Below are 13,219 nucleotides of genomic sequence, written 5' to 3'. Positions count from 1 at the left end.
TCTCATGCCGATTGCAGGCGCTTTGCTTCCTGTCCTGCCAACTGGATCAGCTCCTTCATATATGGCTTTTCCAGATCCTCGGTGCGCACCGCGGCATAAAGTCGGCGGGTCAGCCCCTCTTTCGTCAAGGGACGCGTCACGTAGTCCGACGAATATTTCACCTCCCGCACCACCCAATCGGGCAGCACCGACACCCCCCGGTTGGAGGCCACCAGCAGCAGGATCACCGCCGTCAGTTCCACCTGACGGATGGCAGCAGGCTCGACCTTTGCAGGGGTGAGCAACTGGCTGAAAATGTCGAGGCGCGCGCGATCCACCGGGTAGGTGATCAGCGTCTGTCCGCGAAAGTCCTCCGGCTCGATATACGCCTTTGCCGCCAGTGGATGATTGGCGGAGGCCACGAACACCGGCGCGTAGTCGAACAAGGGAACGAAAGAGACCCCGGCCAATTCCTCCGGGTCCGAGGAGATGACCACATCCACCTCTTCCTTCATCAGCGCGGGCAACGCGTCGAAGGCCAGACCGGGACGGATATCGACGTCCACATCGGCGAATGTCTTGCGAAATGCCTCCAGCACAGGAAACAGCCACTCGAAACACGCATGGCATTCGATCGCGATGTGCAGGCGCCCGTTGCTGCCGGCGCGCAACCCCATGAATTCGTCCTGTAACGCTTCCACCTGCGGCAACACTTGCTCTGCCAACCGGAGCAAGCGCATCCCGGCGGGCGAGAGTTTCATCGGTTTGGAGCGCCGGATGAACAATTCCACCCCCGCCTGATCCTCCAACCCCTTGATTTGGTGGCTCAACGCACTCTGTGTGATATTGAGTGTGTCCGCCGCCTTGGCGACGCCGCCGAAGTCGTGGATCGCCTTGATCGTCCGCAGGTGGCGGAATTCGATATGCATACGCGCCTCATGTTATTGATGAGATTTATGAGTTTGTCTCACCATGGGGCATGTGCCATATAGTGTTCAAGACGCAAACGCATCGGAGAGCGTCGCAATTGCGACCCCCGAGATCCCGAGCCGAGAGAGACAGTGACATGACAAAACCCGAGATCAGCCTCGAATTCTTCCCTCCGAAAAACATCGAAGGCACGTTCCGGCTCTGGGATTCAGTGCAGGTTCTGGCCCCGCTGGCGCCGCGCTTTGTCTCCGTCACATATGGGGCGGGCGGCACGACACGGGATCTGACCCGCGACGTCGTGGCGACCATCCACAAACACTCAGGGCTGCGCACCGCCGCCCACCTGACCTGCGTCGACGCCACCCGGGACGAGACTTTGCAAGTGGCGCGGGACTTCGCCAAGGTCGGCGTGACCGACATCGTGGCGCTGCGTGGCGACCCGCCGAAAGGGTCCGCCGGCTTCACCCCGCACCCCGAGGGCTTCAACAACTCGGTGGAGCTGATCGAAGCGCTGTCTGACACCGGCGATTTCACCATCCGGGTCGGCGCATACCCCGACATCCATCCGGAAGCTGCAAGCGCGCAGGCGGATATAGACTGGCTGAAGCGCAAGCTGGACGCCGGCGCGACCGAGGCGCTGACCCAGTTCTTCTTTGAGTCGGAAACCTTCTTCCGCTACCGCGATGCATGTGCAAAGGCGGGCATCGACCAGTATATCACGCCGGGCATTCTGCCGATCGAGAACTGGAAAGGCGCCCGTCGCTTTGCCGAGGGCTGCGGCACGAAGATTCCGCAGTGGGTGATCGAAGCCTTTGAAACCGCAGAGCGCGACGGACGGACAGATCTGCTGGCCACCGCAATTTGCACTGAGCTGTGTGATGAACTGCTTCAAGGCGGCGTGGACAAGCTGCACTTCTACACGCTGAACCGACCCGAATTGACCCGCGACGTGTGCTTTGCACTGGGCGTCACACCGGAAGCCAAGCTGCAAAACGTCGCCTGAAACGGCCTTGCATCAGAACCCATGCTGATGCGTCGTATCTGGATCGAGACATGACCACCGGGGAGCAATTCGCTGTCCGGTGGTTTTCCTTTGTGACGAGCATGCCGGGGTCTGCAGTGCCCCCTTCGCCAAGGATGACACACGGTCTATCATGGTTTCGGTGTGAAACGCCGCGCCTTGGCTTTGGCACAGGCCGAGCCGTTGATATCTGCCGGCGTTGTTTGATAGTTTTTTTACTTAGGGAACACGCGACCACCGGGTTTTCGGCGTCAAACTGTCAATGGGACCTGCAGATCTGCATGGACCGTCGGCGGGTTTGACCGACGACGAGATCCCGCAACAATTTTTTGCCTGACTTGCGGTGAGCCAAAACGGCCGCGGCTCGGGCAGATGACACTAAAAATAGACGTTTGGAATCAAACGGCTACCGAGATGTCTCGGTAGCCGCTGAGCGTATTTTCCGTGAGACGCTAAACGCCGCCATATTGACCGGGCCAACAAGCAAGCCGCCAAGCGTCCCTGCGAGCGGCCAAACGCCTCAACCTTTGAAGGTCTCGACCCATTTCGCGTACTGCGACATGAAGCTCGCCAAGAAGTCGCGGCTGCTGTCGACCACACCGTCATCGGTCAGAATATCCTGCACCTTGCCGATGTAGGCCTCGGGTTGCTGCAATGTCGGCATGTCGAGGAAGACCAGCGCCTGACGCAGGTGGTGGTTGGCGCCAAAGCCGCCCGTCGCGCCCATGGACGCGGTCACGACCCCGGCAGGTTTGCCGGCCCAGATGCTGTCACCATACGGCCGCGAGCCAACATCCAATGCGTTCTTGATCGCCGCTGGCAGAGAGCGGTTATATTCGGGCGTTGCAAAAAGCACTCCGTCCACATCCTTCATCTCATCGCGGAACCTCGTCCAGGGCGCTGGCGGTGTGTCGGTCTCCAGATCCTCATTGTAGAACGGCAGGTCCGCGATCTCGATGAACTTGAAGCTCAGCGTATCGGGCGCCAGCTTTGTCATCTCGGTGATGAGTTTGCGGTTCAGCGATGCTTCGCGCAGCGACCCTACGAGCACGGCGATGGTGTATGCCATGAGTGTTCTCCTTTGTATCCTTTGGACCTGTCGGCCCTTCTGAAAGGTAACCTAGGACCCGTTGCGCAAACGTCATCTGCACAGGGTCGAACACGCGCGGTGCCTCAACGCGCACGACAGGGGCCGGAACGGTGCTGCGCCCCGGCCTCTCTGTTTCCGCCAAAGTTATTTTGCGGCGACGGTTTCCTGGCGCTGGATGCCCAGACCGTCGATGGTCAATTCCATCACGTCGCCGGGTTTCAAAAAGCGTTGCGGCTTCATGCCCATGCCAACGCCGGACGGCGTGCCCGTGGCAATGATGTCGCCCGGCACCAGCTTCATGAACTGGCTCATATGAGAGATGATCTGCGCCACGGTAAAGATCATGTCGTCGGTGGTTTCATCCTGCACGGTCTCGCCGTTCAGCATGAGAGAAACGCGCAGGTTTTGCGGGTCCGGCACCTCATCGGCGGTGACCAGCCACGGGCCGGTGGGGCCGAAAGTCGGGGCTGACTTGCCCTTCACCCATTGTCCGCCACGCTCGATCTGAAACGACCGTTCGGACATGTCGTTGATGACGCAGTAGCCCGCCACATGGTCCAGCGCGTCCGCCTCGGAGACATAAAGCGCCTCCTTGCCGATCACCACGCCCAGCTCGACCTCCCAATCGGCCTTCTCGGCGCCGCGCGGAATGATCACCGGATCGTTCGGGCCGGACAACGCGGAAGTCGCCTTGTTGAACACGATCGGCTCCGCCGGTTCCGCCATGCCGGTCTCGGCGGCGTGCTTGGCGTAGTTCAACCCGATGCAATAGAAGTTCGGCACCGTGGCAAGACACGCCCCGATCCGGCCCGGCTCCGCCACCAGCGGAAGCTGCGACAGATCCAAGGCGCGCAGAGTGTTCAACGCGTCGAGAGACACCCCGTCACCTGCGAAGTCTTGGACGTGATCGGACAGATCGCGCACCTGACCTTGCTCGTCCAGAACGCCCGGCTTTTCCTGGCCTGCTGGCCCATACCGCAACAGCTTCATAGTCAACTCCCTGATTTATCGGTATTGTCTCTTCCTTTCGCGGAAAGGTCCCCCGCGTTGGAAAAGAAGTCTTTTACATTGAGCATCAAATGCACCAGATGCGCGCGCACGTTTTCCGTCACCTTGTTCGCGTCGCGGGCGCGCAGCCCGGTGACGATGCCCTCGTGCTGTCGCAGCACGCGCTCGCGCGCGCTTTTGCGTGTCGCCGACAGGTATCGCGCGCGCCACAGTCGGGCCACGAGCGCCTGATGCATCTCTGCCAAAACGGGGTTTTTCGCCGCGTCCGTGATGGCGCGGTGAAACGCCATATCCAGCTCGAACAGGTCCAGCTTGTCCATGGTGTCGTAGCTCTCTGCCATACGGTCGGCCAGCGCGGCGATCTGCTCGATCTCCGCGTCCGAGGCCCGGTCACAGGCCAGCCGCGCCGACAGCAATTCCAGCGCAGTCATGACCTCGACGTTTTGTGCGACGCTCTCGTAGGACGGCTCCGCCACGATGGGAGAGCGCGCAGGCCGCAGCAGGAGCAACCCTTCCTTGGCAAGAATGCGGATCGCTTCGCGCATGGGGGTCCGGCTGACCCCCATGGCGCTGGCGTGATCGCGCTCCTTGACCTGTGTGCCGGGCTCCAGTTCGCCGCGCAGAATGTCGCGGCGCAGCCTGTTGGCGATCTGCTCTGGCAATGTCTGCTCTGACATGGAACCGCCTCTCCTGAGCTGTGGTCGTCTTGATGCAGCGTGACTGCGGGCGCGTTTGGCCTTGGGGGCACCTTTCCCAGGCAGTCAGACCTCTGCCATTGGTGCGCCGTTTACCCGGCGGTGTGACGCGCCATCACCCGCGCCCGATGAACGGCATATTGGTCGCCATCACTGTCATGAACTGCACGTTGGCCTCCAAGGGCAGCTCTGCCATGTGCAGCACGGATGACGCAACATGTGCCACATCCATCACAGGTTCCACCGCGATGGAGCCATCCGCCTGAGGCACCCCCTCGGTCATCTTTTGCGCCATGTCCGTCAGCGCGTTGCCAATGTCGATCTGTCCGCAGGCGATATTGTAGGGCCGCCCGTCCAGCGAAATCGAGCGCGTCAGCCCGGTGATCGCGTGTTTCGACGCGGTGTAAGGCGCAGAGCCCCAGCGCGGTGCCTCGGACGACACCGAACCGTTGTTGATGATCCGCCCGCCCTGCGGCGTCTGCGCCCGCATTTGCCGGAAGGCCGCCTGAGCGCAGAGGAAAGATCCCGTCACGTTGATGTCCATGCAGCGCCGCCAGTCATCGAACGCGATCTCGTCTATGCTGCCGCCCATCACCGACACGCCCGCGTTGTTGAACAGGGCGTCGATCCGGCCCCATGCGGACACGGCACGGCTGAACACTTCTGACACCTGCGCCTCATCGGTCACGTCTCCGGGCAGAACGAGCGCGCCCGCATGACCGGTGGCCACCTCTTTCAACGGGTCCGGCCGCCGCCCCACCAGACCGACCTGCCAGCCCGCCTCGAGGAACGCCATCGCGCAGGCCTTGCCGATGCCCTGCCCTGCGCCGGTTATCATGATCGTCTTGCTCATCTGAGCACTCCTTTTCTGGCCCACGCCACTTGCGGCCGACACTCTGGCCCGAACGACAGTCGAGCGGCGTCTCGCAGGCCGGGGGTCACGCCCCCCCGTCCTGCGAGACCCGCTTGTGCCCTAGTGGTTGTCGCGCGGCAGCGTTTCCCGGACCTTCTGATAGGCTGTGGCCAGTTCAAGGCATCCGCCTTGCGCCAACTGCCCGACATGGGTGCGGTAGATTTCCTGCCACGGGGTTTGATGCACCAGTTCCGGGGCCTCCCACGCGTCAATGCGCGCCTGCCATTCGACCTCGTCCACCAGCGCATCCATGCGCGAGGCGTTCAGGTCCAAACGGACCCTGTCGCCGGTCCGCAGATGCGCCAAACCGCCACCAACGACCGATTCCGGCGAGGCATTCAGGATCGACGGGCTTTCAGATGTGCCCGACTGCCGACCGTCCCCGACTGTGGGCAAATGGTTCACCCCGGCGCGGATCAGCGCATCCGGCGGCTGCATGTTCACCACCTCCGCCGAACCGGGGTAGCCCACGCAACCAACGCCTCGGATGAACAAAATGGTGTTCTCGTCGATCTCAAGCGCGGTGTCGTTGATCCGGTCGTGGTAATCTTCGGGGCCTTCAAACACCACGGCGCGGGCCTCGTGAATGCCCTCCTGCCCCGGATGCGCCAGGAACCGCCGCTGGAAGTCGGGGGAGATCACCGATGTCTTCATCAGCGCGGAGTCAAACAGGTTGCCTGACAGTACCTTGAAGCCCGCATTGGTCCGCATCGGCGCGTCATAGGTCTTGATCACGTCGAGGTCGGCGCTTTCCCAGCCGGTCAGGTTTGCGCCCATGGTCTGCCCCGTGGCGGTCATCGCGCCCTCGTGCAGCCGTCCGGCCTTGCGCAGTTCCCCCATGACCGCAGGCACCCCGCCCGCGCGGAAAAAGGATTCGCCCAGATATTCCCCGGCAGGCTGCATGTTGACCATCAAGGGCACGTCGAAACCGACCGTCTCCCAGTCCTTCACGTCCAGCGCCACACCCATATGACGCGCAATGGCCTGAAGATGCGGCGGCGCGTTGGTCGACCCGCCGATGGCCGAGTTCACCACGATCGCGTTCTCAAAGGCCTCCCGCGTCAGGATGTCCGAGGGTTTCAGATCCTCCATCACCATGCCGACGATGCGTTTGCCGGTCTCGTAGGCCATGGCCATCCGTTCGCGAAACGGCGCGGGGATGGCCGAGTTGCCGGTGAGCGACATGCCCAAAGCCTCTGCCATGGCGTTCATGGTCGAGGCCGTGCCCATGGTGTTGCAATGTCCGAGGCTGGGCGCCGAGGAACAGACCCGCGACATGAATTCGTCGTAGTCGATCTTGCCCTCGGCCAGCAGCCGTCGGCCTTCCCAGATGATCGCGCCAGAGCCTGCGCGCTTGCCCTTCCACCAGCCATCCAGCATCGGACCGCCGTTCAGCGCAATGGCCGGAATGTCCATTGTCGCCGCGCCCATCAGCATGGCAGGCGTGGTCTTGTCACAGCCCGTGGTCAGCACCACCCCGTCGAGCGGATAGCCGTGCAGCACCTCCACCAGACCGAGATAGGCCAGGTTCCGGTCCAGCGCCGCCGTGGGGCGTTTGGCGGTTTCCTGGATCGGGTGCACAGGGAATTCCATCGGGATGCCGCCCGCCTCGCGGATGCCTGCCTTGATCCGGTCCATCAAGAAGACGTGGATCTTGTTGCAGGGCGCGATATCGCTGCCGGTCTGGGCGATGCCGATCACCGGACGCTCGGACATCAGTTCCTCGCGGCTGTAGGTGCTGTTCTGGTAGCGTTCCACGTAGAGCGCGGTCATCCCCGGGTTGTTGGGATTGTCGAACCACTCCTGGCTGCGGAACCGCTTGTTGGCACGGGTGTCTGACATGAGTTCTCCCTGCCCCGTACTCGGGGCTGTCTGCTGTGGCGTGACGGGTCTTACCCGCAGCGCGGTCATCTCTTTGTATCGGCACGCCTGGGTCAAAGCGGCATCCACGGAGCGCCGCGTCGTGCCAGAGGAGCCGTTGCCGCGCCGTTCCCATCTGGTTGACATGGGCCGTGCAGCGCGCTTACCTCAAAATGGTATACCATCTGCGCGCCGATGCAAGCGCCAGCCGAAATATGCGGGAGACGACAATCGGGACCAGAGGCTGGCATCTGTGCCGCTTTGGTTTTTTGCGCCACCTGTTGAACCTGATCCAAAGGGGTCCGTCGAAGACCCAAGCCTAGCCCGGAAAGACCTGCAATGACCCTGTCCATGCCCGATCCAAACGGCACTTTCCTCGTCCGCCTCTGGCACGAAGGCCACGGACCGATCATCGCCGTGCTGCGTGACAACCGGCTGTTCGACATCACAAGTCGCGCGACCCCGACCATCTCCGCCCTGCTGGAACGCGACGATCTGCTGACGTTCATTGCGGAGCGGAAAGGCACCGATCTCGGCCCGCTGGATCCTTTGCCCGACGATCTGACCCTGCTCGCGCCCTGTGACCTTCAGGTCATCAAAGCCTCCGGTGTGACCTTTGCCCAAAGCATGGTCGAACGTGTGATTGAGGAGCAGGCCGCAGGTGATCCCGACCGGGCCGAGGCCATCCGGAAGAAAGTCACCGCCGTCATCGGCGACAGCCTTGCGGGGGTCACGCCCGGATCTGACAAAGCGTTGCAGGTGAAGGCCGTGTTGCAGGCCGAAGGGCTCTGGTCCCCTTACCTTGAGGTGGGCATCGGCCCCGATGCTGAGGTCTTTACCAAATGCCCCACACTCGCGGCCGTGGGTCATGGGGCGGATGTCGGCCTGCACCCGATCTCTCGCTGGAACAACCCGGAGCCGGAAATCGTGCTTGCCGTCACCTCCACCGGCAGGATCGTCGGTGCGACATTGGGCAACGACGTGAACCTGCGCGACGTGGAGGGTCGATCCGCCCTGTTGCTGGGCAAGGCCAAGGACAACAACGCCTCCGCCGCCATTGGGCCGTTTTTGCGCCTGTTCGACGACAGCTATACCATGGACGACATGCAGCAGGCGGAGTTGACGCTGACCGTCACCGGGCAGGATGGCTTCACGCTCAATGGCCGCTCCTCCATGTCGCAGATCAGTCGCACGCCTGCCTCCATCGTGGCGCAGACCATTGGCGCGCATCATCAATATCCCGACGGATTCATGCTGTATCTGGGCACACTCTTTGCCCCGACCCAGGACCGCGACGCGCCCGGCCAGGGGTTCACGCACAAGGTCGGCGATGTGGTGTCCATCTCGGAACCCTCTTTGGGAACACTCACCAACACGGTTCGGCTATCGACCGACTGCCCGCCCTGGCAGCTCGGGATCACGGCGCTGATGGCCAACCTCGCCGGGCGCGGCCTGCTATGAGGCACGCCCGCGCCCTCCGCAAGATGCCCCCACGGTCTGCCCCCGGCCGCGATCAAAGTATTTTCCACGGCCCCAAGGGCCGACCGCCCCTTTGAAAGGACACCTCATGCCGAATTTTGCCACGTACCCCAGCCTGAAGGACAAATCGGTGCTGATCACCGGCGGCGCCTCCGGCATCGGGGCCGACATGGTGCGCTGCTTTGCCGAACAGGGCGCCAAGGTCGGCTTTGTGGATTTTGACCGCGAGACCTCGGAAAAGCTGGTCCAGGACACGCCCGGCACTGTCACCTACGCCTTCTGCGACCTGCGTGACATCGCGGAGATGCGCGCGGCCTTCGAGCGGATCGCAGAGCAGAACGGCGCACCGACGGTTCTGGTGAACAACGCCGCCCGCGACGACCGACACGGTTGGCAGGACATCACACCCGAATACTGGGACGAACGATTTGCCACCAACTTCCGGCATATGTTCTTTGCAATTCAAGCAGTTGTGCCCGGAATGATCGAGGCCGGTGGCGGCTCCATCATCAACATGGGGTCGAACTCCTGGTGGCAAAAATCGCCGGGCATGCCGGCCTACACCGCCGCGAAATCCGCCGTTCACGGGCTGACGCGGTCATCGGCCATGGAGTTTGGCAAGCACCGCATCCGCGTGAACGCCGTTGTCCCCGGCTGGATCATGACGGAGCGGCAAAAGGAGTTGTGGGCCACGCCCGAGGCACTCGACGAGCATCTCAAGGGCCAGTGTCTGCCGGACCTGATCGACCCGATCTACGTGGCGCGCATGGTGCTGTTTCTGGCGTCCGACGACGCGGCCATGTGCTCGGCCAACAACTACATGGTGGAGGCAGGCTCTATCTGAGCCCGCCGACCACCGGGCGGGGCTGTGCCCCGTCCCCTGCCTGTCAGTTGACCGGCGTTTCCAGATCCCGCCCATCGAGAAAGGCGGTGACGTTTGCCAGCTGCAAATCCGCCATGGCGGTGCGGGTCTGCACGGTGGCGGAGGCCTGATGCGGCTGCAGGTGCGTGTTGGGCAAACGCCGGAACCGCGGGTTGATCGACGGCTCGTTGAGGAAGACGTCCAAAGCCGCCCCGCCCAGCTTGCGGCTTTCCAGCATGTCCAGCATCGCGTCCTCGTCCACGTTGGTGCCGCGTGAAATGTTCACCAGGATGCCTTGCGGTCCCAGCGCTTCGAGCACGGCGCGGCTCACGTGACCTTCGGTTTCAGGCCCGCCTTTCAGCGCAACCACCAGCCAGTCCACGGCCTCGGCCATCTCCGTCAGATCCGAGTGGTAGGTCCAGCCGGGTGTCTCTTTTTCGGACCGGGAGGTGTAATGCACCTCCATCTTGAAGGCGGCCAGACGGTCAGCGATCTCGCGCCCGATGCGCCCAAGCCCGACGATGCCAACCTTTGCGCCGCTCATCTTGCGGTTCAGCGGCAAAGTCTGCTCGCCCCATTTGCCGGAAGCCACCAGCAGGTGCCCGCGCACCATATCGCGCGCCAGCCCCAACATCATGCCGACACAAAGGTCCGCCACATCGTCGTTGAGAACGTCGGGCGTGTTCGTCACCTTCACCCCGCGGGCGGTCGCGGCATCGACGTCGATATTGTCGTATCCGACCCCGAAATTTGCGATCAGCCCAAGGTTCGGCAGCGCGGCCATCGCTGCATCGTCGAAAACCTCCTTGCCCTTGTAGGCCACCGCGCGGACCTCCGTGCGCAGGGTCATGTCCATGGTCGCAATGTCTTGCGGCGTGGCAACGAAGCCGGCCGCATGGGCGCCGGACAGTCGACCACGTTCCTCATCGGTGAATGCGGACCCGACGATCATCAAATTTGTCATATACGTGCCTCCAGCAGCGTTGCGATGCGCGACAGCGCCTCGCGAATGTTCTGTGTTGAATTGGCGTAGGAAAAGCGGACGAAGCCCTCTCCCGATGCGCCAAAGCTCGTTCCTGCCACGGTCGCCACGCCGCCCTCTTCGAGGAACAGCGTCTGCGCCTGCGCAGCGGTCAATCCCGTGCCTGCGACGTTGGGAAAGGCGTAAAACGCTCCGGCCGCATCGGCGCAGCGCACCCCCGGCAATGCGTTCAGCCCTTCTACGATCACCTGACGTCTTTCGTCAAAGGCGGCGTTCATGGCCTCCACCGCCGTCTGTGGACCCTCCAACGCGGCAATTCCGGCGTGTTGGGTTGCGGCGTTGACACAGGAATGGTCGTTCACGCAAAGCCGCGTGACATGCTCCACCAGGGCCTTTGGCCAAACCGCGTAGCCAAGCCGCCAGCCTGTCATGGCATACCGTTTCGACCAGCCGTCCAGAACGATCAAACGATCACGGATCTGCGGGTAGTGCAACAACGAGACATGCTCGCGCCCGTCGTAAAGCATGGTCGAATAGATCTCATCCGACAGGATCGCCACCTGTGGATGGGCCTCCAGCCCGGCCACCAGCGCGTCGATCTCGGCCTTGGGCGTGACGCCGCCGGTGGGGTTCGCAGGCGAGTTGAGGATGATGAGCCGGGTGGCCGGCGTGATCTGCGCCAGCACCTCCTCGGCGGAAAAGGCAAAACCATCCTCCTCCCGCAGGGTCATCGGCACCGGCGTCGCGCCCGTATAGCGGATCACCGACTCATAGATCGGAAAACCCGGATTGGGGTAGATGATCTCTGCCCCCGCCTCGCCGAACATGCTGATGGCAAAGAACATCGTCGGCTTGCCGCCCGGGACCACCACGACGCAATCGGGGTCCACCTCGGCACTGTGCCGCCGGTACAGATCCTTGGCCACGGCCTCGCGCAGCGCGGGCAAACCGTTGGCGGGCGTGTAGCCATGCGCACCGTCGCGCAGCGCCTTTACCGCGGCTTCGACAATATGTTCAGGCGTCGCGAAATCCGGCTGCCCGATGCCCAGATTGATGATGTCGCGCCCCTGCTGCGACAGCTCTGCCGCGCGCGCCAGAACCACAAAGGCGGACTCCGTGCCGAGCCGGGACATGCGTGTTGCGAGTTTCAGGTTGGTCATGGTCGCCTCCGCGTCTGGCCCAACACAGGGCTGTTTTCGTTTTGGTATACCAAGGAGCGGGGCATTAAAAGCGCACCGCCGCCCGCGACTGGTGATTGATGCCGCCAGAGCGACGACTTCAGTGCGTTCACTTGCAGCAATCGTCGCCGCGTTTGAGGTGCGCGCAAAAGGAAGGATCGCGACCTGCCCCGACGATGGTGTCCCGTGGCCGCAAAACTGCGTCTTCAGTCGCGGTTAAAAAGCTGCCATCCCCGGACCAGAGATTGAAGTCAGCCTCTCAAATTTGCAGGTCGACCAACAGGATTCGGCGCGCCCGGCACGCAGATGAGTGCGCCGCCGCCTGTCCGCCCAGATGTGATGGGTCTCGTCCCGACCGGCGCGGTGCAGTTGACCTCCCCATCACAGGCCACATACATCAGCCACGTTGCATGAGCGCGGCAGAGCGAGTTGCCAACCGTGCGCGCCCTACGAAAGAAGAGAAAGGTGACATATGGGATATGTGGTGGAGCCTCAGGCGCAGCCCTCCGTGGCCGTGGCAGGAACCGAGGACCGGTTTCCGGTGCGGCGGATCTTTTGCGTCGGGCGCAATTATGCCGCGCACGCCCGCGAAATGGGCCGCGACCCGGACCGCGAAGCGCCGTTTTTCTTTACCAAGCCCGCCGACGCGGTGGTGATGGACAAAAGCACCATCCCCTACCCGCCCGAGACTGAGAACCTGCATTACGAAGCCGAACTGGTGGTCGCCATCGGCACCGGCGGCACGACGATCTCCGAGGACACGGCGCTCGATCATGTCTGGGGATACGCTGCGGGCAACGAGCTGACCCGGCGTGACCTGCAGGCGGTGGCCAAGGAAATGGGCCGTCCCTGGGATTGGGCCAAGGGCTTCGACAACTCTGCCGTCATCGGCCCTGTGCATCCTGTCGCCTCGGTCGGCCATCTGTCTGAAGGTGCGATCACCCTGGCGGTGAACGGTACGCTCAAACAGGAGGGGGATCTGGCCGAGATGATCTGGTCCATCCCCGAGGTGATCGCCATCCTCTCACGGACCCTGACGCTCAGACCCGGCGACCTGATCATGACCGGGACACCTGCGGGTGTTGGCGCGCTGGTGCCGGGGGACAGTTGCGTGGTCTCCATTGCCGGGCTGCCAGATCTGACCACCACCATCGGCGAACGCGGCTGACGGTTCGGCAAAGGCGGAGCCTTTACCCGGCCCCGCCGCGGTCTCGTCCCAGCC

The 13,219-nt window shown here is 62.9% G+C and carries 12 protein-coding genes; 4 read left to right on the top strand and 8 right to left on the bottom strand.

Annotated features, from left to right (window positions below; translation table 11 throughout):
• Positions 1–2 precede the first annotated feature (2 nt).
• A complete protein-coding gene (locus J4E08_RS00440) occupies positions 3–908 on the bottom strand; it encodes a LysR family transcriptional regulator (RefSeq protein ID WP_183965548.1) in 906 nt (301 codons plus the stop codon).
• A gap of 137 nt (positions 909–1,045) precedes the next feature.
• Here J4E08_RS00440 and metF point away from each other — a divergent pair, with 137 nt between their 5' ends.
• On the top strand, positions 1,046–1,912 hold the full coding sequence (gene metF / locus J4E08_RS00435; protein WP_183965550.1) for a methylenetetrahydrofolate reductase [NAD(P)H]: 867 nt from the start codon (positions 1,046–1,048) through the stop codon (positions 1,910–1,912).
• Between the two features lie 538 nt (positions 1,913–2,450).
• Here metF and J4E08_RS00430 read toward each other — a convergent pair.
• The 5 genes from J4E08_RS00430 to J4E08_RS00410 form a co-directional block, all read right to left on the bottom strand.
• On the bottom strand, positions 2,451–2,999 hold the full coding sequence (locus tag J4E08_RS00430; protein WP_349536832.1) for an NADPH-dependent FMN reductase: 549 nt from the start codon (positions 2,997–2,999) through the stop codon (positions 2,451–2,453).
• Positions 3,000–3,164: 165 nt separating this feature from the next.
• Entirely contained in the window at positions 3,165–4,010 is an 846-nt protein-coding gene (locus J4E08_RS00425) for a fumarylacetoacetate hydrolase family protein (protein ID WP_349536831.1), read from the bottom strand.
• A 2-nt stretch (positions 4,011–4,012) separates the two neighbouring features.
• Positions 4,013–4,705 (bottom strand): GntR family transcriptional regulator, encoded by a 693-nt coding sequence (locus tag J4E08_RS00420; protein WP_349536830.1) that lies wholly within the window; start codon positions 4,703–4,705, stop codon positions 4,013–4,015.
• Positions 4,706–4,838: 133 nt separating this feature from the next.
• On the bottom strand, positions 4,839–5,576 hold the full coding sequence (locus tag J4E08_RS00415) for an SDR family oxidoreductase (RefSeq protein ID WP_349536829.1): 738 nt from the start codon (positions 5,574–5,576) through the stop codon (positions 4,839–4,841).
• A gap of 120 nt (positions 5,577–5,696) precedes the next feature.
• The gene (locus tag J4E08_RS00410; protein WP_349536828.1) at positions 5,697–7,478 is read right to left on the bottom strand and encodes an IlvD/Edd family dehydratase; all 1,782 of its coding nucleotides are present in this window, start codon (positions 7,476–7,478) and stop codon (positions 5,697–5,699) included.
• 369 nt (positions 7,479–7,847) lie between these two features.
• Between J4E08_RS00410 and J4E08_RS00405 the strand changes: the two genes are divergently transcribed.
• Both J4E08_RS00405 and J4E08_RS00400 read left to right on the top strand, forming a co-directional pair.
• On the top strand, positions 7,848–8,957 hold the full coding sequence (locus J4E08_RS00405; protein WP_502949225.1) for a fumarylacetoacetate hydrolase family protein: 1,110 nt from the start codon (positions 7,848–7,850) through the stop codon (positions 8,955–8,957).
• A 106-nt stretch (positions 8,958–9,063) separates the two neighbouring features.
• On the top strand, positions 9,064–9,819 hold the full coding sequence (locus J4E08_RS00400) for an SDR family NAD(P)-dependent oxidoreductase (protein WP_183965564.1): 756 nt from the start codon (positions 9,064–9,066) through the stop codon (positions 9,817–9,819).
• Positions 9,820–9,862: 43 nt separating this feature from the next.
• Here the strand turns inward: J4E08_RS00400 and J4E08_RS00395 are convergent, their stop codons facing one another.
• Together J4E08_RS00395 and J4E08_RS00390 are read right to left on the bottom strand one after the other, a co-directional pair.
• Positions 9,863–10,801, bottom strand: coding sequence for a 2-hydroxyacid dehydrogenase (locus tag J4E08_RS00395; protein WP_349536826.1), 939 nt, complete (start codon positions 10,799–10,801; stop codon positions 9,863–9,865).
• The gene (locus J4E08_RS00390; protein WP_349536825.1) at positions 10,798–11,979 is read right to left on the bottom strand and encodes a pyridoxal phosphate-dependent aminotransferase; all 1,182 of its coding nucleotides are present in this window, start codon (positions 11,977–11,979) and stop codon (positions 10,798–10,800) included. The genes J4E08_RS00395 and J4E08_RS00390 overlap by 4 nt, the downstream gene beginning before the upstream one ends.
• Positions 11,980–12,469: 490 nt before the next feature.
• Between J4E08_RS00390 and J4E08_RS00385 the strand changes: the two genes are divergently transcribed.
• Positions 12,470–13,165, top strand: a complete 696-nt coding sequence (locus J4E08_RS00385; protein WP_349536824.1) for a fumarylacetoacetate hydrolase family protein — start codon at positions 12,470–12,472, stop codon at positions 13,163–13,165.
• Positions 13,166–13,219 lie beyond the last annotated feature (54 nt).

Source organism: Sagittula sp. NFXS13, from assembly GCF_040148795.1.
Classification (GTDB): domain Bacteria; phylum Pseudomonadota; class Alphaproteobacteria; order Rhodobacterales; family Rhodobacteraceae; genus Sagittula; species Sagittula marina.
Note: the sequence above shows the minus strand (reverse complement) of the source record. Positions and strands in the feature narration are given on the sequence as shown.

Coding starts and splice junctions, on each gene's coding strand:
- J4E08_RS00440 (WP_183965548.1), bottom strand. CDS start 908: ATGCATATCGAATTCCGCCACCTGCGGACGATCAAGGCGATCCACGAC.
- metF (WP_183965550.1), top strand. CDS start 1,046: ATGACAAAACCCGAGATCAGCCTCGAATTCTTCCCTCCGAAAAACATC.
- J4E08_RS00430 (WP_349536832.1), bottom strand. CDS start 2,999: ATGGCATACACCATCGCCGTGCTCGTAGGGTCGCTGCGCGAAGCATCG.
- J4E08_RS00425 (WP_349536831.1), bottom strand. CDS start 4,010: ATGAAGCTGTTGCGGTATGGGCCAGCAGGCCAGGAAAAGCCGGGCGTT.
- J4E08_RS00420 (WP_349536830.1), bottom strand. CDS start 4,705: ATGTCAGAGCAGACATTGCCAGAGCAGATCGCCAACAGGCTGCGCCGC.
- J4E08_RS00415 (WP_349536829.1), bottom strand. CDS start 5,576: ATGAGCAAGACGATCATGATAACCGGCGCAGGGCAGGGCATCGGCAAG.
- J4E08_RS00410 (WP_349536828.1), bottom strand. CDS start 7,478: ATGTCAGACACCCGTGCCAACAAGCGGTTCCGCAGCCAGGAGTGGTTC.
- J4E08_RS00405 (WP_502949225.1), top strand. CDS start 7,848: ATGCCCGATCCAAACGGCACTTTCCTCGTCCGCCTCTGGCACGAAGGC.
- J4E08_RS00400 (WP_183965564.1), top strand. CDS start 9,064: ATGCCGAATTTTGCCACGTACCCCAGCCTGAAGGACAAATCGGTGCTG.
- J4E08_RS00395 (WP_349536826.1), bottom strand. CDS start 10,801: ATGACAAATTTGATGATCGTCGGGTCCGCATTCACCGATGAGGAACGT.
- J4E08_RS00390 (WP_349536825.1), bottom strand. CDS start 11,979: ATGACCAACCTGAAACTCGCAACACGCATGTCCCGGCTCGGCACGGAG.
- J4E08_RS00385 (WP_349536824.1), top strand. CDS start 12,470: ATGGGATATGTGGTGGAGCCTCAGGCGCAGCCCTCCGTGGCCGTGGCA.